Origin of the sequence: Microbacterium sp. WHRI 7836 (genome assembly GCF_040223885.2) — a bacterium.
Taxonomy (GTDB): Bacteria; Actinomycetota; Actinomycetes; order Actinomycetales; family Microbacteriaceae; genus Microbacterium; species Microbacterium oxydans.
In genome coordinates this window covers 1,133,352-1,154,690 of record NZ_CP168171.1, presented here as the reverse complement: position 1 = coordinate 1,154,690, position 21,339 = coordinate 1,133,352, and the positions used below count along the sequence as shown (strand labels likewise).

The window sequence follows — 21,339 nt, the reverse complement described above, 5'->3', positions numbered from 1 at the left end:
AGAATGGAACGAAACGCATGCCGAGATGCGCATACGACGTGGCAGGACCGTCTCGTTCACCCCTCGACGAGAGCCGAGGAAGCGGCAGCGCGCGCGGCATCCGCAGAGCTCGTACCGACCGCTGCCTCCGCGGCTCGTCGGCAGTCATCGACGGACAACTCCTGCAGGCGCGCGGCCACGCGACCGAGCGATCGCGGCGCCATGGACAGCGACGTCACCCCGAGGCCGATCAGGACCGGAGCGAGCGCGGGGTCGCCGCCTGCTTCGCCGCAGACGCCCACCGACTTTCCGGCAGCCCGACCTGCGGCACCGACGGCGGCGATGAGTCGCAGCACTGCAGGCTGCCACGGATCGTTGAGGTCGCCCAGATCGCTGAGCAGCCGATCCGCCGCCATCGTGTACTGGGCGAGGTCGTTGGTGCCGAGGCTCACGAAGTCGACGACCTCGAACAGCTCCGCGGCGAGCAGTGCGGCGGACGGGGTCTCGATCATGATGCCGACCCTGTCGAGCCCCGCGGACCGACAGCGTTCGGCGAAGTCCCTGGCCTCGTCGACCGTCGCGACCATCGGAGCCATCACCTCGACCTCCGCCGCTTCCGCCGCAGCCGCTCGTGCGAGGGCGACCAGCTGATCATCGAGCAGCTGCGGGCGGCGTCGGGCGATCCGCAGCCCGCGCACGCCGAGCGCGGGGTTGTCCTCGCTGTCGGAGTTGGCGAAGGGAAGGGGCTTGTCGCTCCCCGCGTCGAGGGTGCGCACGACGACCTTGCGCCAAGGGAAGGCGGACAGCACGCCGCGATAGGCGGTCACCTGTTCGTCGATGCTCGGCGCCTCGGCGCGGTCGAGGAAGCAGAACTCCGTGCGGAAGAGTCCAACGCCCTCCGCATGCGCCGAGGCCGCCACCGTCGCGTCCGCCGCTCCTCCGACGTTGGCGAGCAGCGGTATGCGCTGCCCGTCGGAGAGCGCTCCGACGCCGTCGAAGTCGACAGCGGTCGCCGAGGCGCGCGCTTCGGCGACGCGGGATTCCGCCGGGGCGACCTCCACCGTGCCGCGGTCGCCGTCCACGAGGACCATCGTCCCCACCGAGATCGCCTGGGCGTCGACGACACCGACGACAGCCGGCAGCCCCAGGGAGCGCGCGATGATCGCCGTGTGCGAGGTCGGTCCGCCCTGGACCGTGACGAGGGCGACGCATCGGCCCCCGGCGAGCAGAGCGGTGTCAGCGGGAGCGAGGTCGGCGGCCACCAGCACGAAGGGATCGTCGCGCTCGGGGACACCCGGCATGTCGACTTCGAGGATCTCGGCGATGATCCGGTCGCGTACATCGCGGATGTCGGCGATGCGCTCGGCCATCCGACCCCCCAGCGCGGCGAGGGCCCTCTCGTGGACGACGGCGGTCTCCCAGACCGCACGGGCGGCGGTGCGCCCCTTGGAGAGGACCAGAGCCGTCGCCTCGGACACCAGCTCGGGGTCGGAGGCCAGCAGGCGCGAGGCGTCGAGGATGGCCTTGGTCTCTCCCGTCGCCTGCGCCGTGCGTGAGCGGAGCTGATCGGCGACCGCGACGGCGGCCCACTCGATCGCCGACACCTCGGAATCGCGGTCGGCGGGGGGCACCAGCACGTCCGGATCGGGTTCGGGAAGCGGCGGTGCGAGATGCACGACGGGGGCGGCGGCCCGGCCGGAGCTCACCCCGCGCCCGCGGAGCACGGCGCCCGGCGCGACGGTTCGCGTCGGCTCCTCCTGCGCACGCGATTTCGGTTCATCCGCGCGCGTCGGCAGACCGGGTGCGGGTGCGATCGCGGTCGAAGTCGCGTCGCCATCGGGTCCGGTCTCCTCGGTCCCCTCCCCGAAGCCGTCATCGAACAGAGCGACCAGGCGATCCAGCGCCTCCTCTCCCCCATCGCCCCGTGCGGTCAGCTCGATCTCGTCCCCCTGCCGCGCACCGAGCACGAGCAGCCGCGTCAGGCTCGCCGCCGACGCGTCGGGGCCGTCGGGGAGCCGGCGCACGCGCACATCCGCGCCGGACGACGCCTTCGCGATCAGTGCCGCAGGACGCGCATGGATCCCCTGCGGGTTGCGGACCCGCACTCGTCGCACCTGCGCGTCATCGTCCTTCGGAGCATCGGAGGTCTCCGCCTCGTGCGCCTCCTCGACACCGAGGGCGCCGGTCTTCGCCGCCAGGGCCGTAGAGGCCTCAGCCGCCACGGTGTCGAGCGATCCGCCCGCCGCAGCGGACACGACAGCGGCGAGAAGCCCCTCCACGAAGGGTGCGGGAGCGAGCCGGACGGGCACGTCGCTCGAACGCAGCTCCACCGCGAGTTCCGCGCTGAGCACGGCTGAGCCCAGATCCATGAGCACGAGGACGCCGTCGCACTCCGTGGCGAGCTCATCGATGGCGGCGGACACCGCGACAGCGTCCGTACCGAGGATCGGTACGCCCTCGGCGTCGACTCCGGCGCCGGCGGCGACCCGCACCCGCACCTCGCCGTCGTGGACCATCTGCAGGGCGAGCTCCAGCGCCGCCTCCCCGAGCCGTGCACTGTGGGAGACGGCGACGATGCCGATCATCTGGCGCTGTCCTCGATCGTCTCGGCGAGCGTCTCGAAGAGGATCGCCGTCGAGGCCGCTCCGGGGTCGAGGTGTCCGGCGCTGCGCTCGCCCAGGTAGCTCGCCCTGCCCTTCCGGGCGACGAGAGGGAGGGTGGCGTCCCGACCTGCCGCCGCGGCATCCGCAGCGGCTCTGGCGGCGTCGGAGACGGAGGTGCCCGCGGCGAGCGCGGCATCCATCGCGTCGACCGCCGGCGCCATCGCGTCGAACATCGTCTTGTCCCCCGCCTCGGCCTTGCCGCGCGCGACGATACCGTCGAGCCCTGCCCGCAGTGCGGCCGCGAGAGCGTCGCCGTCGAGATCGGACACGGCACCCGCGGCCATGCCCATGCGGAGGAAGAACGTGCCGTACAGAGGCCCGCTGGCACCGCCGACCGAGCTCACCAGCGTCATGCCGACCGTCTTCAGGAGCTCGTCCACCGTTGCCGGCGCGCCGGCGGACAGCTTCTCGCCGACAGCGCCCATGCCCCGAGCCATGTTGGCCCCGTGATCGGCGTCGCCGATGGCCGAGTCGAGTTCGGTGAGCCAGTCGCGCTTCTCCGTCACGGCGGCGCCGAAGCGTGCGATCCAGTCGGCGAGGAGCGTGGTGTCGACCGCGGCCATCAGACGCCCCATCGCAGACCGGGGGTGTTCACCGGGGCATCCCACAGCCGCAGCAGCTCATCGTCGGCTTTGAGCAGGGTCACCGAGCACCCGGCCATGTCGAGCGAGGTGATGTAGTTGCCGACGAGGTTCCTGGCGACCTGCACTCCGGCCTTCTCCAGCAGCGCGGCGACCTCGCCGTACATGAGGTACAGCTCGATCAGCGGGGTCGCACCCATGCCGTTGAGCATCACGATCGCAGGACCGGTGCCGTCGATGTCGGCCAGGATCGGCTCGACGAGCTGCCGGGCGATCTCGGAAGCCGGGGCGAGGGGTTCGCGATGCCGACCCGGCTCCCCGTGGATCCCTATGCCGATCTCCATCTGATCGTCCGGAAGGTCGAAGGTGGGCTTGCCCGCTGCGGGCACCGTGCAGCTGGTGAGGGCCATTCCCATCGAGCGGCCCTGTCCGTTCACCTTCTTCGCCAGCTCGACCACGGCCGGGAGGTCGCGCCCCTCCTCCGCTGCCGCACCGAGGATCTTCTCGAGCAGCACGGTGAGGCCCACCCCGCGGCGTCCCGCGGTGTACAGGGAGTCCTGCACCGCGACGTCGTCGTCCACCGTGATGCTGCCCACCTCGATGCCGTCCATGGCGGCGAGCTCGGCGGCCATCTCGAAGTTCAGCACGTCACCGGTGTAGTTCTTCACGATGTGGAGCACACCCGCTCCGCGATCGACGGCCTTGGTCGCGACCTGCACGCGGTCGGGGGTGGGCGAGGTGAAGATCTCTCCGGCGACAGCGGCGTCCAGCATCCCGGTGCCGACGAAACCGCCGTGCAACGGCTCATGGCCGGAGCCTCCGCCGGAGACGATCGCGACCTTGCCCTGCGCCTTGGGCGTGGCGCGCGTGATGACGTGGGTCTCCAGGTCGACGGAGAGCTCGGGGTGAGCGAGCGCGACGCCTCTCAGCGACTCGACGAGAACGTCTTCCGGGGCGTTGATGAGCTTCTTCATCGTTCGATCTCCTTTGATCTTTCGCGGACTCTTTCGCAGAAATCCGAAAGCAATTCGTTAATGTCGAATATGCTCGGAGCCTGCCGGGTTGTCAAGATCAATCGTGAAGCCCGGCTCCATCGACACCGGCTCGACGACGCACCGGAAGGAGGCCCTCCCCGTGATCCAGGCGATCGACCGCGCGGCGAAGATCCTCGAACTGCTCCAGGGGGCACGCCACCTCGGCATCACCGACCTCTCTGCAGCCCTCGGCCTGCCGCCGTCGACCGTGCACGGGATCGTGAAGTCGCTGCGCGCGCACGGGCTCGTCGCGAAAGAGCGGGGTGGCCAGCGCTACATGCTCGGCCCCACCCTGCTGCGCCTGAGCAACGTCTACCTCGACACCCTCGACGTGCGCGCCAGAGCCATGCGGTGGACGCAGGAGCTCGCACGCCGCACCGACCTGTCCGTACGGCTGGGCGCTCCGCACTTCACCGATGTGCTCGTCATCCACCACAACCTGCGCCCCGATGACAGCCAGCAGATGCTCGAGACCGGTGTCGCCATCCCCGCCCACGCCTCGGCGATGGGCAAAGTGCTCCTCGCCTACGACCTCGGGTTCCAGCGGAGCGTCTTCGAACAGCCGCTGCGCAGCCTCACCGGCGACACCGTCACCGACGTGGCGCGCCTGACGCTGGAGCTGCCGTCGATCGCCGAACGCGGCATGGCCGGGGAGTTCGACGAGGCCGTCCTCGGCGAGTCCTCGATCGCCGCCCCCGTCGCTGACGCGTCGAACGACATCGTCGCCGCGGTCGCCGTCGTGTTGCCCACCTCGCAAGCGCCGGCGTCGGATGCGATCCTCAACGCACTGCGGGAGACGGCACGCAACATCTCACGCGAACTCGGCGCCACCGCCTGGCCCCCGCGCATCGCGCCCGCCGACGACTGACACCTGTCCCACGCAGCGCCACCCCGACGGCCGGCTGTCAGCCGCGCAGCGCCAGCGCGAAGGGCAGCACGCCCGTCGCCCCGGCACGACGGAGCTCACGCGCCGCGACGGTCATCGTCCACCGGCTGTCGACGAGGTCGTCGACGAGCAGCACCGGCCCGGTCGGCACATCCAGATGCCGAGCGCTGAAGCGCTCCCAGAGTCCCGCCAGGCGGAAGACGCTGTTCCCACCCGGCCCACCGGAAGGCCCTCCTCCCACGAGTTCGAGCGCCCCGAGATACGGCAGGCGCCCGACATCGGCGAGTCCGCGCGCGAGCGAGTCGACCAGCAGCGGGTGCGAGCGCGAGGGCATCGCAACCACCGCCACGGGGCGCTCCTCCCACCCCCATCCTGCGAGCACGCGGACGCACGCCTGCAGCAGCTGCGGTGTCACCGCGGCATCGGGCGCCCCGGCCGCGAACAGCTCGCGCAGCGCCCCGCCCCAGCCCAGATCGGTAAGACGCGCGAGTGCACGCCCCTCACTCGCCTGCTCGTCTGCCGGGATGCGCCCCTTGACCGGCACGTCCAGCCGGTCCGCACCGGTCGGCCAGGCACGACGAGGCTCGATCGGCACTCCGACGCGGTCGAGCGATTCCACGGCCTGCGAGCTCGCGGAGGCGCCGATCTCCCGCGGGAACCACTCTCCTGCGCAGTTGTCGCACCTCCCGCACGGAGCGGCCGTGTCGTCGTCGAGCGCGCGCTGCAGGAACTCCATGCGGCACCCGTCGGTGTGCTCGTACTCGATCATGTGCTGCTGCTCGGCCACACGCTCGGCGGCGATGCGCTCATACCGCTCGGCGTCGTAGCTCCAGGGTGCACCGGTCGCGACCCACCCGCCCTGCACGCGCCGGACCGCCCCGTCGACGTCGAGCACCTTCAACAGCAGCTCGAGCGGCGTGCGGCGGATGTCGACCATCGCCTCGAGCGCCGGCGTCGAGATCGGAACGTCGCCGAGGGCCCCGATCACCCGCTCGGCTCGTTCACGATCGGGCATCGAAGCTGTCGCGAAGTAGTGCCAGATGTCACGGTCCTCGACGCCGGGGAGCAGCAGCACGTCCGCGCTCTCGCTGGCACGTCCGGCACGACCCACCTGCTGGTAGTACGCCACGGGGGAAGACGGCGCGCCCAGGTGCAGCACGAAACCCAGATCGGGCTTGTCGAACCCCATGCCCAGCGCGCTCGTGGCGACGAGAGCCTTGACCTCGTTGCGCTTGAGCATCCCCTCGGACTCGGCGCGCTCGTCGGGGTCGGTCTGCCCGGTGTAGGCACGCACGTCGTGGCCGTGCTCACGCAGCAGGCGTGCGGTGTCGACGGCGGCCGCGACCGTCAACGTGTAGATGATGCCGGAACCGGGAAGGTCGTCGAGGTGGCTCAGCAGCCAGGCGAGGCGACTCGCCGAATCGCGCAGGCGCAGCACTCCCAGTCGCAGCGACGTCCGGGCGAGCGGCCCGCGGATCGTGAGCACCGGAACCGCATCGGCGTCGGCGGCCGTCCCGTCGTCCGCTCGGAGGCTGCCGAGCTGCTCGGCCACGTCGGCCACGACACGGCTGTTGGCGGTCGCCGTGGTCGCGAGCACCGGCACGTCAGGCGGCATCTGGGCGATCAGGTCGCGCAGGCGGCGGTAGTCGGGACGGAAGTCGTGCCCCCAGTCGCTGATGCAGTGCGCCTCATCGACGACCAGCATCCCGATGCGCCGGACGAGCGCCGGCAACTGCTGCTCACGGAAGGCGGGGTTGTTGAGCCTCTCGGGAGAGACCAGCAGCACATCGACCTCATCGCGATCGAGCTGCGCGAGCACATCCGACCACTCGTGCGCATTGGTGGAGTTGATCGCCACGGCCCGCACCCCCGCACGTTCGGCGGCGGCGATCTGGTCGCGCATGAGGGCGAGCAGCGGAGACACCAGCACGGTCGGGCCCGCCCCCTGCCGACGCAGCAGGAGCGTGGCGACGAAGTAGACAGCGGACTTGCCCCACCCGGTGCGCTGCACCACGAGCGCGCGGCGGCGTCCTTCGACGAGCGCCTCGATCGCCTCGTACTGTCCGTCGTGGAAATCGGCATCCGGGCGTCCGACGAGTTCGCGCAGCGCCGCACGGGCGGACTCGCGGAGGTCGGCGGCCTCGGGGGATGCTGCAGCGGCGTCGGCGGTCATCCCCCCACTCTGCCCCACACCTCCGACACCTCCCACACCTCCCACACCTCCCACACCCGTGGTCGCGTTCCACAGGTTCGCCGGGCCCCGGGCGAGTGCCGTCGTCTAGCGTGAGGGGATGATCACACGCGAGCTCGCCGTCGCCCTGCGGGACACCGGACTGATCTGGCATCCGGCCGATGGCGACCGCTTCCAGCTCGATCTCCCCGACGACGTGGAACTCGAAGCGGAGGCCGACGTCTTCACCGTGAGTGAGATGACGATCGAGGCCCGTCAGACGCCGAGCGGCACCGATCTGGCGTTCAACGGCACGACGGAGTGGGCGCTCGACGCGGTGACGCTCGCGGACGCCGTATGGCTGCCGCGGGAGGACCAGCTTCGCGATCTGCTCCGCGGCACGTTCCGTTCGCTGGTGCGCCTCGAGGACTCCTTCCGCGTCGAGATCGAGGTCGGGGGCGAGCCGCTCGCTTTCGAGCACCCCGACCCCTCGGAGGCGTACGGCCGCGCCCTCCTCGATCTGATCTCCCGCTCGCGCTGACCCCGCCGTCTTGAATCCGGCAGTCCACTGTGTCAGAATTACCAAACGATCGGTCAGTAAAGATGGCCCGATGCCGAGGAGTCGATGATGACCAGTCCAGCAGACCTGTCCCTGGTGGGCGAGATCTCCGATGAGGAGCGCCTGTTCGACGAGCTCATCGCCAACGAGCAGCGCATCGAACCCCGCGACTGGATGCCCGACGCCTATCGCAAGACACTGGTGCGGCAGATCTCGCAGCACGCGCACTCCGAGATCATCGGCATGCAGCCGGAGGGCAACTGGATCACGCGCGCGCCGAGCCTCAAGCGCAAGGCGATCCTGATGGCCAAGGTGCAGGACGAGGCCGGTCACGGCCTCTACCTGTACTCCGCCGCCCAGACCCTCGGCACCACGCGCGACGAGATGATGGACCAGCTCATCAGCGGCAAGGCCAAGTACTCGTCGATCTTCAACTACCCCACCCCGACCTGGGCGGACATGGGCGCGATCGGCTGGCTGGTCGACGGCGCCGCGATCTGCAACCAGGTGCCGCTGTGCCGGGCGTCCTACGGCCCCTACGGCCGCGCCATGGTGCGCGTCTGCAAGGAGGAGTCGTTCCACCAGCGTCAGGGCTTCGAGATCCTGCTCACCCTGATGCAGGGCACCGAGGAGCAGCGCGCGATGGCTCAGGATGCGGTGAACCGCTGGTACTGGCCGAGCCTCGCCATGTTCGGGCCGCCCGATGACCAGTCCCCCAACTCGGCGCAGTCGATGAAGTGGAAGATCAAGCGGTTCTCCAACGATGAGCTGCGCCAACGCTTCGTCGGCATGCTCGTGCCCCAGGCCGAGATCCTCGGCGTCACGCTGCCCGACCCCGACCTGCGCTTCGACGAGGAGAGCGGACAGTACGTGATCGGCGAGATCGACTGGAACGAGTTCTTCGAGGTGGTGCGCGGCAACGGGCCCTGCAACGCCGAACGCCTCGAACGCCGCCGGACGGCTCATGAAGAGGGCGCCTGGGTGCGCGAGGCCGCGGCCGAGTACGCGCGCAAGCAGTCGCCGAAGACGAAGGCGGTGGCGTGATGGCGACGCCCGGCGCCGACGAGCGCGAGCCCTGGCCGCTGTGGGAGGTCTTCGTCCGAGCGAACCGCGGACTGAGCCACGTGCACGTCGGCTCGCTGCACGCGCCGGACGCCGAGATGGCGATCCGCAATGCGCGCGACCTGTACACGCGTCGTGGAGAGGGCGTCTCGATCTGGGTCGCCCCCGCAGACGCGATCACCACGAGCGACCCCGACGCCAAGGGCGCCTACTTCGAGAGTCCCGCCGGCAAGAACTACCGCCACGCCGTGTACTACACCGCCTCAGAGGGAGTGCCGCACCTGTGAGCACGGCACACGAGGACACAGTGCACGAGGAGACAGTGCACGAGGAGACGGTGCACGAGGACATCGACGTGCACGGGAACGTCTCGGTCGACGAACTCGACCTGGCGCAGGAGCTGTCAGGCACCGGCGCGGTCGCCGCATCGGCCGACGTGGCGGAGTACGCACTTCGTCTCGGCGACGACGCGCTGATCCTCTCGCAGCAGCTGGGCGCGTGGATATCCCGCGCTCCCGAGCTCGAGGAAGACGTGGCCCTGGGCAACATCGCCCTCGACCTGCTCGGTCATGCGCGCTCGTTCCTCCACTACGCCGGGTCCTTCGACGGGCGCAGCGAAGACGATCTGGCCTTCTTCCGCGACGAACCCGATTTCCGCTGTGCATGGATCGTGCAGCAGCCCAACGGCGACTTCGCCCAGACCATCGCTCGCCAGTTCGTGGTGGCCACGTACATGTTCGAGCTGTACTCGGCCCTGCGCGGCAGCAGCGACGAGACGTTCGCCGCGATCGCGGAGAAGTCGCTCAAGGAGGTCGACTACCACCGCGACCACGCCGTGCAGTGGATCCTGCGTCTCGCCGGAGGCACGGAGGAGTCGCGCGCCAGGATCATCCGCGCACTCGGCGACGTGTGGCCGTACGTCGATGAGCTGTTCCGCGACGACGATCTGATCGCGCGGCTCGGCGACGCGGCCGTGGTGCCGTCGACGCTGCGGCCTGCTTTCGACGGCGTGGTCGAGACGGTGTTCGCGGAAGCGGAGCTCTCGGTGCCCGCCGTGATGTCGTCGTCGGCCGGCGGGCGCACCGGTGCGCACGCGACCCCGCTCGGCCACATCCTCGCCGAGATGCAGGTGCTCGCCCGCAGACATCCGGGGGCGACATGGTGACTCTCACGCCGACGCAGGCCGCGTGGCGGATCGCTGCCTCCGTGCCCGACCCCGAGGTTCCTGTGCTCACGATCGAGGACCTCGGTGTGCTCCGCGCGGTGGAGGTCGACGGCACCGCGGTGCATGTCGACATCACCCCGACCTACAGCGGCTGCCCCGCGATGGACACGATTCGCGACGATGTGGTCCTGGCTCTCACCGCCGCCGGCTTCGACGAGGTGTTCGTGCGCCTGGTCCTCTCCCCCGCCTGGACGACCGACTGGATGACACAGGCGGGCAAGAGCAAGCTCGCCGAGTACGGCATCGCACCGCCCTCGGGCCGCGCCGCCGTGTCGACCGGCCCCATCCGCCTGGCGTTGAGCGTGCGCTGCCCCCGCTGCGGGTCGCTCGACACGCGCGAGGTCTCCCACTTCGGCTCCACGTCATGCAAAGCCCTGTTCGAGTGCCGCGCCTGCCTCGAACCCTTCGACCACTTCAAGGTGCACTGACATGTCGCTCTTCACCTCCGCGCCAGCGCCCATCCCGCAGGCGACGACGCCCCGCGAGACCGCACCCCGCAAGCGCGCCCGGTTCCACACCCTCACGGTCGAAGACGTGCGCCCGCTCACCGACGACGCTGTCGAGGTGACCTTCACGGTTCCCGCCGCCCTCGCCGACGAGTACGACCACCTGCCCGGTCAGTACGTCGCGCTGCGCACGACACTCGACGGCGTCGAAGTCCGGCGTTCCTACTCGCTGTGCCGCGCCCCGGAACACCGCGGCGACGGTCAGGACACGCGCTTGAGCGTCGCCGTGAAGCGGGACGAGGGAGGTCTCTTCTCCACGTGGGCGCAGACCGGTCTCCACGCCGGCTTCGAGATCGACGTGATGAGCCCGCAGGGCACCTTCACCTCCGCTCTGCCCGACCTCGACGACCGGCACGTGGTGGGGATCGCGGCCGGCTCCGGCATCACGCCGCTGATGGCCCTCGCGCACACTGTGCTCACCCGGTCGGACACGTCGCGATTCACCCTGCTGTACACGAACCGCGCCACGCTCGACGTGATGTTCCTGGAAGATCTCGCCGACCTCAAGGACCGCTACCCCACCCGACTCGTGCTGCACCATGTGCTGTCCCGTGAACAGCGGGCCGCTCCCGTCCTCTCCGGGCGCATCGACGAGGAGAAGCTCCGCACGATCCTGGCGACCCTCATCCCCCCGTCGACCGTCGACGAATGGTTCCTGTGCGGCCCTCTCGCTCTCGTCGACCTGTGTCGCGAGGTGCTGGCCGACCACGGTGTCGACCGCTCCCACATCCGCTTCGAGCTGTTCACGACGGGTGATGAACCCGTGCGCGCGGCACGGCCGGTGCAGGTGCGTGCCGGCGAGAAGACGGTGCGTATCGAGGTCACTCTCGACGGCGTCTCGTCGACCGTGGAGAGCCCCGTCGACGCCAGGGAGTCGGTGCTCAATGCGGCACTGCGCGTACGGCCCGACGCTCCGTTCGCCTGTGCCGGCGGAGTCTGCGGCACCTGCCGCGCACGCGTGATCGAGGGCAGCGTGACGATGACCGAGAACTACGCCCTGGAGCCCGACGAGCTCGAGCGCGGCTTCGTGCTCACCTGCCAGTCCCACCCCACCAGCGACCGCGTGGTCGTCGACTACGACGTCTGATCGAGGAGCGCCCATGATCGACCTCACCATCGCCGACGACGTGGCCATGATCGTGCTGGACGCGCCATCGAAGCTGAACGCTCTCGACGAGAGGGCACTCGCCGAACTGGATGCCGCCTATGTCGAGGCCGAGGCTGCGGGAGTGCGAGCACTCGTGCTCCGTGGCGAGGGGCGCGCGTTCTGCGCGGGGCGTGACATCTCCGGCGTCGACCCACGGGACGACGATGTGCTCGGCTATCTCGGCGGTCTGGTGACCCCTCTGCTGCAGCGCATGTCGAGGTTCCCCGCGCCGACGTTCGCTGTCGCCCACGGCGCCTGCCTCGGCGTGGGCCTCGGCCTGCTGATCGCGACCGACGTGGTCTATGTGGCGGAATCGGCGAAGATCGGCTCCCCGTTCGCCGCCCTCGGTGCGACGCTGGACTCCGGCGGACACGCGCTCTTCCTCGATCGGCTCGGCGCGCACAAGACGCTCGACCTCATCTACACGGGACGCCTGATGAGCGGCACCGAGGCCGTGGCGTCCGGCCTGTTCTCCCGCGTGTTCCCCGATGATGGGGTGGTGCAGGCCACGACCGACGCGGCCGCCGCCGCCGCTCGCGGTGCGACGGCGGCGTTCCTCGCGAGCAAGGAGCTCATCGCCCGCATCCGCGACGAGCGACTCGCCCTGTGGGATGCGGTCGGGATCGAGAACGCCGCACAGGCCGCGCTCTGCGACACCGACGACTATCGCGAGGGCTTCGCGGCGTTCCAGGAGAAGCGCAGGCCCGAGTTCCGCGGGCGCTGACGCCCGGGTTCCCGCTTTTCGGCAGCGTCGTCTCCAGCGTCGGAGGCCGATGCGACAATACGGAGATGATGCTCTCCGAGGTCGTCTCCACGGCAGAAGAGGTCTCCGCCACGGCGTCCCGCCTCACGAAGATCGATGCCCTCGCACGGCTGCTGGCGCGTTCCGCAGCGGACGAGCTCCCAGCCGTCATGGGGCTCCTGCTGGCCGCTCCGCGCCAGGGACGGCTCGGCGTCGGTTGGCGGGGACTCGCCGCCATCGAGATCACGCATGCGGAAGATCCCACCCTCACGGTGAGCGACGTCGATGCCTCGCTCACCGCCCTCGCCGCCGCCTCCGGATCAGGCTCCGCGGCAGCCCGCACCGGGATCCTCGGCGAGCTCGGCTCGCGAGCGACGGCCGCCGAGTGGGACTTCCTCGTCCGCGCCATGCTCGGCGAGCTTCGCACCGGGGCATTGTCCGGCGTCCTTCTCGACGCGGTCGCGAAAGCGTCCGACCGGCCACTCTCCCTCGTCCGCCGCGCCGCCATGCTCTCCGGCGATCTCGGCGAGACCGCTCGTGTCGCCCTCACCGAAGACGCAGACGCGCTGGACGCGGTCGGCCTCGAAGTCGGTCGCCCTGTCCTTCCCATGCTCGCCTCCACCGCGGCGACGCCATCGGCTGCACTCGAGATCACCGGCACGGCGTCGGTGGAGTACAAGCTCGACGGTGCTCGCATCCAGGTGCACCGTCACGGCGACGACGTCGGCGTCTACACGCGGAGCCTGGCCGACATCACCCACCGCGTACCGGAACTCGTCGAGATCGTGCGCGCTCTCCCCGTGGACGATGTCATCCTCGACGGCGAGACGCTGTCGCTCGATGAAGACGGTGGGCCCAGGCCCTTCCAGGAGACGATGTCGAGGTTCGGTGCCGATGCCTCCCGCGAACTGGTGCTGCGGCCATGGTTCTTCGACGTGCTGCACGTGGACGGACGCGACCTGATCGACGAGCCGCTCTCGATCCGCCTCGCCGAGCTCGAGCGCGTGGCCGGCGACTGGCGGATGCCCGGCATCGTGACCGACGACCCGGATGCCGCGGAGCAGCTGTCGCACGAAGCCCTCGCCGCCGGCCATGAAGGCGTGGTGGTCAAGGGTCTCGACGCGCCCTACGCCGCCGGCCGTCGGGGCAAGTCCTGGGTCAAGGTCAAGCCCGTGCTGACCTTCGATCTCGTCGTGCTCGGCGCGGAGTGGGGTTCGGGCCGCCGCCGGGGATGGCTGTCGAACCTGCACCTGGGTGCGCGCGACCCCGACGGCGAGTTCGGCGACGCCGGGGAATTCGTCATGGTGGGCAAGACCTTCAAGGGCCTCACCGACGAGCTGCTGCGCTGGCAGACCGAGGAGTTCCCCGAGCATGAGACCCACCGCACGGCGTCGACCGTGTTCCTGCGCCCCGATGTCGTGGTCGAGATCGCCATCGACGGCGTGCAGCGCTCTCCGCGGTATCCGGGAGGTGTCGCGCTGCGTTTCGCCCGGGTGAAGGGCTATCGGCCCGACAAGTCGCCGGCCGAAGCCGACACGATCCAGACGCTGCGCTCCCTGCTGCGCGGCTGACGAACCACGCGAGTCAGGCAGACCGCGTTCAGGCCGACGGCATTCAGGCCGACGGCATTCAGGCCGACGGGGCGAGTCCCAGGTCCTCTTCCCGCACGGTGCCGCGGAACGACCACGGGAAGTTGATCCAGAGGTCTGTGTCCTTCCATGCGAAGTCGGGCTGGATGATCGTGGAGGGCTTGGTGTAGATCGTGACCGACCGCACATCGGCGCCCTTGTCCTTCAGCAGCTGCACGGCCAGGGCGAGCGTGCGTCCGGAGTCGGCGACGTCGTCGACCAGCAGCACGCGGCGGCCATCGAGGTACGCCATGTCGAGCTCGGGAGGCAGCACCTCGGGCGCGTCGAGCACCGTGCCGATGCCGGTGTAGAACTCGACGTTGATGGCGCCGCAGTTCTTCGCACCCAGCCCGTAGGCGATCGCCCCTGCCGGGAGCAGGCCGCCCCGGGCGATGGCGACGACGACCTCCGGCATGAAGCCGCTGTCCAGGATGCTTCGTGCCAGATCGCGCGTCGCCTCCCCGAAGCCGTCCCAGGTGAGTGTCTCGCGCTCGATCTCCGCATCAGTCATTCCTGCATTCTCCCGCATCTCTGCGGGCTCGCTCGCCGATAGACTGAGCTGGTCCGGCCAGGCCGGTGCCTGAAAAAGAGGCACGAAGCACTTCGCGAAGACGCGGAGGCGAGACACATACGGATCCCGCAGTTCCTCCGTCCCTGTCTCGAAAGGCTTTCCCATGCCCTCCGTGTCCGCCCATGTCGCCCTCACCCTCGCCCAGCACATCGATGCCGTCTTCGGGGTGATGGGCAACGGCAACGCCTACTTCCTCGACGCGATCGAGACGCAGACGGATGCGGTGTTCACCGCCGTCCGTCACGAGCAGGGTGCTGTGGTCGCAGCCGACGCCCACTTCCGCACCTCGGGTCGCATCGCCGCAGGCACCTCGACGTACGGAGCCGGCTTCACGAACACGCTGACCGCCCTCGCCGAGGCCGTGCAGGCGCGGGTGCCTCTGGTGCTGGTCGTCGGCGATGAGCCCACGTCCGGCCCCCGCCCATGGGACGTCGATCAGATCGCCCTCGCCTCGGCCGTCGGCGCCCGCACCTATACGGTCGGACGGGCCGACGCCGCCGCCACCACGGTCATCGCGATCGAGCACGCCCTCACGTACCGGGTGCCCGTCGTCCTCGCGATCCCCTATGACGTCGCAGCGCTCGAAGCCGGTGAGGTGCCGGAGGCTCCCTCACCCCGGATCCCGGCCCCGCTCGCCCCTCGCGGCGAATTCGCCGATGCGATGCTCGACGAGATCGCCACCGCCCTGGCCGGGGCAGAGCGCCCGTTCCTGCTCGCCGGTCGCGGCGCGTGGCTGTCCGGTGCGAGCACCGCGCTGGGAGAGCTGGCCGCGGCCACCGGCGCTCTCACCGCCTCTTCCGCTTTGGGCCGCGGAGTGTTCCCCGACACCAGGTACGACCTCGGTGTGACCGGTGGCTTCGGGGCGGACGGAGCGATGGAGCTCGTGCGATCTGCAGACGTCGCCGTCGTCTTCGGAGCGGGCTTGAACCAGTTCACGATGCGTTTCGGCGACCTGTTCGCGCCGGGGACCCGGGTCTTCCAGATCGACATCGCGGCGGCGGCGACGCACGCCCACGTCGGAGGCTTCGTCCGTGCGGACGCCCGTCTCGCCGCGGAAGAGCTCGTGGCGCGGATCGGAGACGCCGGCTCGGCGCACTCCTGGCGCGAGAGCGTGGACGTGGCGGCCGCACGCACCTACGACCGCGGCGACGACCTCGCCCCCGACGGGCGTCTCGACCCGCGCTCCGCCGCTCGTCGCATCGCCGAGCTGCTTCCGGAAGACCGCGTCGTGGTGTCGGACGGCGGGCACTTCATCGGGTGGGCGAACATGTACTGGCCGGTCGCCGCCCCCGACCGCATGATGATGGTCGGCACCGCTTTCCAGTCGATCGGGCTCGGTTGGCCGAGCGTGGTCGGGGCCGCTCTCGCGCGCCGCGAGTCCACCGTGGTACTCACCTCCGGCGACGGCGGCGGGCTGATGGCCATCGCTGATCTGGAGTCGGCCGTCCGGGCGGCTGGAGGACGCGGCATGGCGGTGGTCTGGAACGACGCGGCCTACGGAGCCGAGGTCAACCTCTACGGTCTCAAGGGACTGGCGGAAGGACCGATGCGCATCCCCGAGGTCGATTTCGCCGCGTTCGGCGCGGCCGTCGGCGCAGAGGGCGTCGTGGTGCGCACGCTCTCCGATCTCGACCGTCTCGCCAACTGGGTCGAGGAGGACCCGTCCTCACGGCCCTTCCTGCTTCTCGATCTGCGCGTCTCGGGCGATGTGATCGCGCCGTACCAGCAGGAGATCATCCGCGTGAACTCCTGACGCCGCGGGACAGTCGGCAACGCGAGGGGGCCGGCACGACGCGAACGTCGTGCCGACCCCCTCGTCGCACCCGAGCGTCGTTCAGTCGCTCACCCGAGACGCCAGCGCCTGCGCGCGATGCCGAGGCCCGCTCCGACTGCCAGCAGCAGCACCCCGGCGAGGAGGAACGGGACGCTGTCGGCTCCTGTCGCGGCGAGGTCGCCGTTGCTCGTCGTGCCGGGGCCGGAACCCGCGTTCCCCGACCCGTCGGCGGGAGCACCACCCGGAGCGCCACCGGGAGTGCCTCCGCCTGGGGTTCCGCCGCCGGGAGGTGTGCCACCGGGCGCAGCCGTGACGGCGATCGCCGCCGTCGTCTCCACGCCGTCCGGGTCGATGAGCACGATGCTGTGGGTGCCGGGTTTCGTAGCGGCCGGAACGGTCACGGTCACGCGGAACCCGCCGGTCGCGTCCGTCGTCACGGCACCGAGCGGAACCGGCGTCGAACGCAGCTCGATCCGCAGCGCTGTGGCGGCGGGGAAGCCGGCGCCGGAGATCGTGATCGCATCGCCCGCGGCGACCGATGCCGAAGCGAGCGTCACGGTCGGCTGCTCGGGCTCAGGCGTCGTGCACCCGCCGCCGCAGACGGTGAAGTTCGCCAGCACCGCCTTGTGGTCGGAGGGCCAGACGGCATCCGGCGTCAGGATCTCATCGGCACTGTCGTCGACGACACGCTGATTGCGCACGATCGTCGACTGCGGTCCCACCACGCTCGCTCCGTCGATCGACAGTCGCTCGTCCGGCGTGGCGAAGACGTAATCGATGCGGTCGCGCTCATCGGCGTCGGGAGCCCAGGTCAGAGATGACGTGGGGAACAGAGGATTGTCCGACGGCCACGTGAAGCCCGGGTTCGCCGCGGGATCGGGATGCACGGTGCGGAAGGCATCGACCAGTCCCCCGTCGAGCAGCGTCTGCGTCGTCTGCCAGGGAACGACGACGCCGTTGTGGTCGAACAGCTCGGCTGTCGCCGCGGTCCAGTCCTGCGACGGCGGCTCGTTGAAGTCGCCGCCCACGATGGCGATCCGTCCAGTCGTGCGCTCTGCGGCGATGTCGGCGAGCAGCTCGGCAGCGGCGGCCGGTCGGCCCGACTGCGCGTTCGCCGCCAGGATGGCCTCGACGTCGGTCACCGGGGCGTCGAGCTTGTTCCAGGTGTTCCACCCGGCCGGCCAGTCGCCGTGGATCTCCCCGCCGTAGCCGCGCGGGAGGTACGTGGTGTACCAGCGGTACTCCAGGTGGCCGCCGTACACCACGACCTCCGATCCGTTCACGTCGAGAACCGCCTTCGACCACCAGCGGCCGATCGTGTCGGTGGAGACGATCGGGTAGCGCGAGACGATCCCGGTGTCGGTCGCCGTGAGGTGCTGGTAGCCGAGCAGTGCGGCGACCTGAGCGGGCGCCTGACCCACTTCGGGGAGGAACGTCACGTCGGCGTCGGTCTGCGTGATGACATCGGCGATCTGACGCGCACCGTCGGCCACCTGGGTGCCCCCGTGCCAGACGTTGAAGGTGAGCACGTTCAGGCCGCTCTTCCCTCCGACCTCGGGCTTCGGTTCGGCCGGGGCGACCGGCTGCGCCTCCTCGTCCGTGACGGTGAGATCGATCGGCCCGGCCAGCACGGTGTAGCCGTCGTCTTCGAGGAGGTAGACGTCGTACTCGCCCGCCCCCATCGTCGCCGAGTTGCGGGTCCAGCCGTCCCGACGCGAGGCGTTCCACGTGACCTGGCCGGTCTGGTCTGCGACGTATCGCCAGTCGAGGGATGCCGGACCGCCGGGCACCGCGCCGTCACGATAGATCCCGATCCAGTTGCGATCGTGGACCGCCGAGCCGGCGTCGAACGAGAACGTGACCGTCTCGTCGAGCCCGATGCGGGGCGTGTCCAGCGTGAGCATCCCTTCCGCCGCCTGAGCGGCGGGAACGACGAGGAGACCGGCGAGAACGATGCCGGTGCCGAGCAGGGCGAGGAGCCCCCGCTTCGGCCGAGTGGCGGAGGTCATGACGACAAGGTCCTTTCGACGACGTGGCGCATCGAAAGCTACGGCCGCCGGATGACCGGACCGTGACCGTGAGGTGAATGGCAGAATCGGACGATGCCTGGTCTCCATCACGTCGAGCTGTGGATCGCCGACCTCGATGAGGTGCGCGCGCAGTGGCGGTGGATCCTCGAGCGCGTGGGGTTCTCCCTGACGAGCGAATGGAGCAGCGGCGAGTCGTGGGCCGCAGGGGGCAGCTATCTCACGCTCACGATGTCTCCGAACCTGTCGAGCTCCGCGCACGACCGTCGACGCGCCGGCCTCAACCATCTGGCATTCCAGGGCGGTGATCGCACCGCGGTGGATGCGCTGATGGCCGAGGCCGAGCGCCACGGCTGGCGACCGCTGTATGCGGAGCGCTACCCGCACGCCGGCGGCGACCAGCACTACGCGGGCTGGCTCGAGAACGCCTCCGGCTTCAAGATCGAAGTGGTCGCGGACCCGTCGTAGCCGAGCCGGCCTGCTGCCGGACCCCTAGGCGCCGTAGTCGGGCAGCTCCTGCAGCGTCCAGGTGTTCCCGTCGGGATCGTCGAACGACACGAACCGTCCCCAGTCGAGGTCCTGGACGCCACGGGCCTCGACGCCGAGCCCCTGCAGGTGCGCGAGCGCCTCGTCGGCATCGGGGACGACGACCTGGATCGAGTTCTGCTGTCCCGGCTCGAGCTCGATGCCCAGCCCGGTGCCGAACGCGATCGAGCAGGCGGACCCCGGCGGCGTCATCTGCACGAAGCGCAGCCCATCGACGGGCGTCTGGTCGTGATCGGGGGTGAATCCGACCCTCTCGTAGAACTCCTTGGACCGGTCCACATCGGTGACCGGCACGAAGATGAGTTCGATCTTCCAGTCCATCACGCACTCCTCCTGTCGGGCTCCGTCGCCCGTCGGCACCCACGGTACGCGGGGCCACCGACACCGCAGAGACACCGACACCGCACAGTCGCCGATCGTGCATGGACGCCGAGACCTCAAGGACACCGAGACGCGATGTGGAGCCGCCGCGAACCTCGGCGTCAGATCCACCCCTTGTCGAGCGCGATGCGCACCGCCTGCGCACGATTGGCCGCACCGGTCTTGCCGATGGCAGCGGACAGGTGGTTGCGCACGGTGCCGGCCGACAGGAACACCTCGGCGGCGATGGCGGCCGCCGAGCGCCCGTCGGCGGCGAGTCGCAGCACCTGGCGTTCCCGGTCGCTCAGCGGATTCGCTCCGTCGAACAGGCCGTCGGCGGCGAGCTGCGGATCCAGCACCCGCAAACCCGAATGCACGCGGCGGACGGCGTCGGCGAGCGTCTCGGCGGGAGTGTCCTTCACGATGAATCCGCTCGCCCCGGAGTCCAACGCGGAGCGCAGATAGCCCGGGCGTGCGAAGGTGGTCACCACGAGGACGCGCGTCCTCGTGCTCACCTGTCTGATCCGCCGCGTCGCCTCCACACCGTCCATGCCCGGCATCTGGATGTCCATCAGGCACACGTCGGGGTGCAGCTCCTCAGCGAGCCGCACGGCCTCCGCGCCGTCCGAGGCCATGCCGACCACGGTCAGGTCGGGCTCGAGGTCGAGCAGCGCACCGAGCGCACCACGCACGAGCGCCTGATCGTCGGCGATCAGCAATCGGATGGACCCATCGTCAGGCGCCGTCACCATGTCACCTCCACGCGGGTTCCGTCCTTCTCGGTCGAGCCGAGGGCGAACGCCGCCCCCGCAGCCGCCGCGCGCTCCCGCATGCCGCGGATGCCGTTGCCCTCTGCGGTGGCGATACCCGCGCCGATGCCCACTCCGTCGTCCTCCACGGCGAGCCGTCCCGGCCACAGGATGACCCGCACGGTGCGGGCACCCGAATGCCGCAGGACGTTGGTCGTCGCCTCGCGGAGGATCCAGCTCGCCGTGATGGCCTGCACCGGCGACAGCGCCTCCGGCTCCCCCTCGACCCGCAGCTCGATGTCCGCCGCGCGGAGCGAATCCCGCGAGGAAGCGAGCTGCTCGATCAGGGTGGTCGCCCGCGCGCCCGCGACCGTCGAGCGCACTCCGGCGATCGCCTCGGCCGTCAACCGCTCGATGTCTGCGAGCTCGGCCCTGGCGCGTTCCGGGTCGGAGTCCATGAGTCTCCGCACCAGCTGCGCTTTGAGACCCACCACCGTCAGCGAATGCCCGATCAGATCGTGCACATCGCGGGCCACGGCTTCGCGTCCCTCGCTGGTCGCGAGCTCCAGACCGAGCCGCTCCGCCTCGGCCGAACGCAGGATGAGCCACGTCGACACCGTGTTGACCACACCGAGCAGCGCGACGATCGCGAGCACCGACAGGTAGCTCAGCCCGCCCGGGAGCAGGAACACGCAGAGCGCCGTCACGGCGACCGCCGCGATGGTCGTGATCCAGTGCCATACGCGCGTCAGGCCGTAGGACGCGAACGACATAATGAAAGGCAGGAAGCTGAGCGCCGATCCGCCTTCGGCCGGCACCGAGACCAATGCGCAGACGATGAGCGCGGCGAACGTGGCCCACTGCCGCTTCGAGGGAGTGCGCCCCAGCCCGCCACCCCCGCGCATGCCGTGCATGAACCCGGTGACGTACAGCACGACGAACGTCACCAGAGCGACCCATCCCCCGACCACCCAGGCGAGGGGCGCCTCGGAACCGAGCAGGGCGATCACGGGGTAGACGAGGAACACCAGCCAGACCACCGCCATCAGCCAGCCGAACCGCGCCCACGGGTCCTTTCCCGTGGCGCGGCTCGTCGTGCGCTTCTCGTGCGGGGTCATCCGTCCAACCTA

General features: G+C 70.2%; 20 protein-coding genes. 11 read left to right on the top strand and 9 right to left on the bottom strand.

Annotated elements, in window-relative coordinates; translation table 11 throughout:
• Positions 1-56: 56 nt before the first annotated feature.
• From ptsP to dhaK, 3 genes are read right to left on the bottom strand one after another with little or no spacing between them, the layout of a single operon-like run.
• Complete coding sequence (gene ptsP / locus ABRP18_RS05460) at positions 57-2,564, bottom strand: phosphoenolpyruvate--protein phosphotransferase (RefSeq protein ID WP_349885681.1); 2,508 nt, start codon at positions 2,562-2,564, stop codon at positions 57-59.
• Positions 2,561-3,205, bottom strand: coding sequence for a dihydroxyacetone kinase subunit DhaL (gene dhaL, locus ABRP18_RS05455; protein WP_046748867.1), 645 nt, complete (start codon positions 3,203-3,205; stop codon positions 2,561-2,563). The genes ptsP and dhaL overlap by 4 nt, the downstream gene beginning before the upstream one ends.
• Positions 3,205-4,197 (bottom strand): dihydroxyacetone kinase subunit DhaK, encoded by a 993-nt coding sequence (gene dhaK, locus ABRP18_RS05450; protein WP_349885680.1) that lies wholly within the window; start codon positions 4,195-4,197, stop codon positions 3,205-3,207. The genes dhaL and dhaK overlap by 1 nt, the downstream gene beginning before the upstream one ends.
• An 88-nt stretch (positions 4,198-4,285) precedes the next feature.
• Here dhaK and ABRP18_RS05445 point away from each other — a divergent pair, with 88 nt between their 5' ends.
• Positions 4,286-5,125 (top strand): IclR family transcriptional regulator, encoded by an 840-nt coding sequence (locus ABRP18_RS05445; RefSeq protein ID WP_349885679.1) that lies wholly within the window; start codon positions 4,286-4,288, stop codon positions 5,123-5,125.
• A gap of 37 nt (positions 5,126-5,162) precedes the next feature.
• Here the strand turns inward: ABRP18_RS05445 and ABRP18_RS05440 are convergent, their stop codons facing one another.
• Positions 5,163-7,316, bottom strand: a complete 2,154-nt coding sequence (locus ABRP18_RS05440) for a DEAD/DEAH box helicase (RefSeq protein ID WP_349885678.1) — start codon at positions 7,314-7,316, stop codon at positions 5,163-5,165.
• 118 nt (positions 7,317-7,434) lie between these two features.
• Between ABRP18_RS05440 and ABRP18_RS05435 the strand changes: the two genes are divergently transcribed.
• The 8 genes from ABRP18_RS05435 to ABRP18_RS05400 all read left to right on the top strand — a co-directional run bounded on the left by ABRP18_RS05435 (position 7,435) and on the right by ABRP18_RS05400 (position 14,125).
• A complete protein-coding gene (locus tag ABRP18_RS05435) occupies positions 7,435-7,854 on the top strand; it encodes a pilus assembly protein CpaE (protein WP_349885677.1) in 420 nt (139 codons plus the stop codon).
• Between the two features lie 87 nt (positions 7,855-7,941).
• Positions 7,942-8,916, top strand: coding sequence for a 1,2-phenylacetyl-CoA epoxidase subunit PaaA (paaA, locus tag ABRP18_RS05430; RefSeq protein ID WP_193762575.1), 975 nt, complete (start codon positions 7,942-7,944; stop codon positions 8,914-8,916).
• Positions 8,916-9,221, top strand: a complete 306-nt coding sequence (gene paaB / locus ABRP18_RS05425; protein WP_017828375.1) for a 1,2-phenylacetyl-CoA epoxidase subunit PaaB — start codon at positions 8,916-8,918, stop codon at positions 9,219-9,221. The genes paaA and paaB overlap by 1 nt, the downstream gene beginning before the upstream one ends.
• 20 nt (positions 9,222-9,241) lie before the next feature.
• Positions 9,242-10,099 carry a 1,2-phenylacetyl-CoA epoxidase subunit PaaC gene (gene paaC / locus ABRP18_RS05420; protein WP_113680095.1) on the top strand — a complete coding sequence of 286 codons (858 nt, stop codon included), beginning with the start codon at positions 9,242-9,244 and terminating at the stop codon, positions 10,097-10,099.
• A complete protein-coding gene (paaD, locus tag ABRP18_RS05415; protein WP_046748862.1) occupies positions 10,093-10,587 on the top strand; it encodes a 1,2-phenylacetyl-CoA epoxidase subunit PaaD in 495 nt (164 codons plus the stop codon). The genes paaC and paaD overlap by 7 nt, the downstream gene beginning before the upstream one ends.
• Before the next feature lies 1 nt (position 10,588).
• Entirely contained in the window at positions 10,589-11,752 is a 1,164-nt protein-coding gene (gene paaE / locus ABRP18_RS05410; RefSeq protein WP_113680093.1) for a 1,2-phenylacetyl-CoA epoxidase subunit PaaE, read from the top strand.
• Positions 11,753-11,765: 13 nt separating this feature from the next.
• Positions 11,766-12,536, top strand: coding sequence for an enoyl-CoA hydratase/isomerase family protein (locus ABRP18_RS05405; protein WP_349885676.1), 771 nt, complete (start codon positions 11,766-11,768; stop codon positions 12,534-12,536).
• A 65-nt stretch (positions 12,537-12,601) separates the two neighbouring features.
• On the top strand, positions 12,602-14,125 hold the full coding sequence (locus ABRP18_RS05400) for an ATP-dependent DNA ligase (RefSeq protein WP_349885675.1): 1,524 nt from the start codon (positions 12,602-12,604) through the stop codon (positions 14,123-14,125).
• Positions 14,126-14,183: 58 nt separating this feature from the next.
• On the opposite strand, the gene ABRP18_RS05395 is transcribed toward ABRP18_RS05400, so the two are convergent.
• Positions 14,184-14,693 (bottom strand): phosphoribosyltransferase, encoded by a 510-nt coding sequence (locus ABRP18_RS05395; RefSeq protein ID WP_046748858.1) that lies wholly within the window; start codon positions 14,691-14,693, stop codon positions 14,184-14,186.
• A 163-nt stretch (positions 14,694-14,856) separates the two neighbouring features.
• Here ABRP18_RS05395 and ABRP18_RS05390 point away from each other — a divergent pair, with 163 nt between their 5' ends.
• Positions 14,857-16,506: a thiamine pyrophosphate-binding protein gene (locus tag ABRP18_RS05390; RefSeq protein ID WP_141370243.1), complete on the top strand. Its 1,650-nt coding sequence runs from the start codon at positions 14,857-14,859 to the stop codon at positions 16,504-16,506.
• An 89-nt stretch (positions 16,507-16,595) separates the two neighbouring features.
• On the opposite strand, the gene ABRP18_RS05385 is transcribed toward ABRP18_RS05390, so the two are convergent.
• A complete protein-coding gene (locus ABRP18_RS05385) occupies positions 16,596-18,536 on the bottom strand; it encodes an endonuclease/exonuclease/phosphatase family protein (protein ID WP_349885674.1) in 1,941 nt (646 codons plus the stop codon).
• 93 nt (positions 18,537-18,629) lie between these two features.
• Between ABRP18_RS05385 and ABRP18_RS05380 the strand changes: the two genes are divergently transcribed.
• On the top strand, positions 18,630-19,022 hold the full coding sequence (locus ABRP18_RS05380) for a VOC family protein (protein WP_193762582.1): 393 nt from the start codon (positions 18,630-18,632) through the stop codon (positions 19,020-19,022).
• A gap of 24 nt (positions 19,023-19,046) precedes the next feature.
• Here ABRP18_RS05380 and ABRP18_RS05375 read toward each other — a convergent pair whose 3' ends face one another.
• The 3 genes from ABRP18_RS05375 to ABRP18_RS05365 form a co-directional block, all read right to left on the bottom strand.
• A complete protein-coding gene (locus ABRP18_RS05375) occupies positions 19,047-19,421 on the bottom strand; it encodes a VOC family protein (protein ID WP_349885673.1) in 375 nt (124 codons plus the stop codon).
• A gap of 161 nt (positions 19,422-19,582) precedes the next feature.
• Positions 19,583-20,212 (bottom strand): response regulator transcription factor, encoded by a 630-nt coding sequence (locus tag ABRP18_RS05370; RefSeq protein ID WP_061017891.1) that lies wholly within the window; start codon positions 20,210-20,212, stop codon positions 19,583-19,585.
• Entirely contained in the window at positions 20,206-21,327 is a 1,122-nt protein-coding gene (locus ABRP18_RS05365; protein WP_061017889.1) for a sensor histidine kinase, read from the bottom strand. The genes ABRP18_RS05370 and ABRP18_RS05365 overlap by 7 nt, the downstream gene beginning before the upstream one ends.
• Between the last annotated feature and the right edge of the window lie 12 nt (positions 21,328-21,339).